Here is a 307-nt window from a genome sequence, read left to right as displayed (position 1 = left end):
AGTCTGTCGGTGCCAACGACAGCGCTATATCTATTCAGATAACTCAAACCATTCAACAAATCGAGTTACTGGATAGCCAATTAGAAAAGATTGAAGCTGAGATGACGGATATCATGAAATTTAACGATTCTGTCATCATGACCATTCCTGGTATCGGTTATATCAATGGTGGAATGATCCTTGGTGAAATAGGCGATATTCACCGTTTCTCCAATCCAAACAAGCTGCTTGCTTTTGCAGGCCTGGATCCTTCTGTTTATCAGTCTGGTAACTTTCAGGCTAAGACAACAAGGATGTCCAAACGTGG

1 protein-coding gene is annotated in these 307 nt (G+C 41.7%); it reads left to right on the top strand.

Features of this window, described 5'->3' with window-relative positions; translation table 11 throughout:
• Window positions 1–307: transposase (locus tag NE668_RS09745; RefSeq protein ID WP_256196769.1), on the top strand; the 307-nt coding region annotated here is incomplete at both ends.

Origin of the sequence: Veillonella parvula (genome assembly GCF_024461875.1) — a bacterium.
GTDB lineage: Bacteria > Bacillota > Negativicutes > Veillonellales > Veillonellaceae > Veillonella > Veillonella parvula_I.
This window is presented reverse-complemented; position numbering and strand designations above follow the sequence as displayed.